Genomic DNA, 273 nt, shown 5'->3' with positions numbered 1-273 from the left:
CCTCCTGTGCACGATCGCCGGTTGCTGGGTCATGCGCAAGGTCAAGGCGCGATGGCCCCAGATCAGCAACGTCGGGCTGATCGGCGTCGTATTCGCCTGGGCGTTCTTGTTCGACCTGGTGATGGAGGGACTGGTCCTGATGCCGATGGGGCTGTACACGTTCCCCGGCTCGATTCAGTCCCTGTCGATCAACGCCGGCACCTACTACCAGTGGCCGGTATACGAAGGGGTCATGTGGGGAGGCGTCCAAGCCGGACTCTGCTGCCTTCGATA

Annotated in this window: 1 protein-coding gene; it reads left to right on the top strand. The window is 62.3% G+C overall.

The annotated features are described in order from the left end of the window. On the top strand, nt 1–273 hold a 273-nt coding region (locus tag SB754_RS20305), incomplete at both ends, for a spirocyclase AveC family protein (RefSeq protein WP_410784168.1).

Source organism: Leifsonia sp. SIMBA_070, assembly GCF_046534635.1.
In the GTDB taxonomy this organism is placed as follows: domain Bacteria; phylum Actinomycetota; class Actinomycetes; order Actinomycetales; family Microbacteriaceae; genus Leifsonia.
This window is presented reverse-complemented; position numbering and strand designations above follow the sequence as displayed.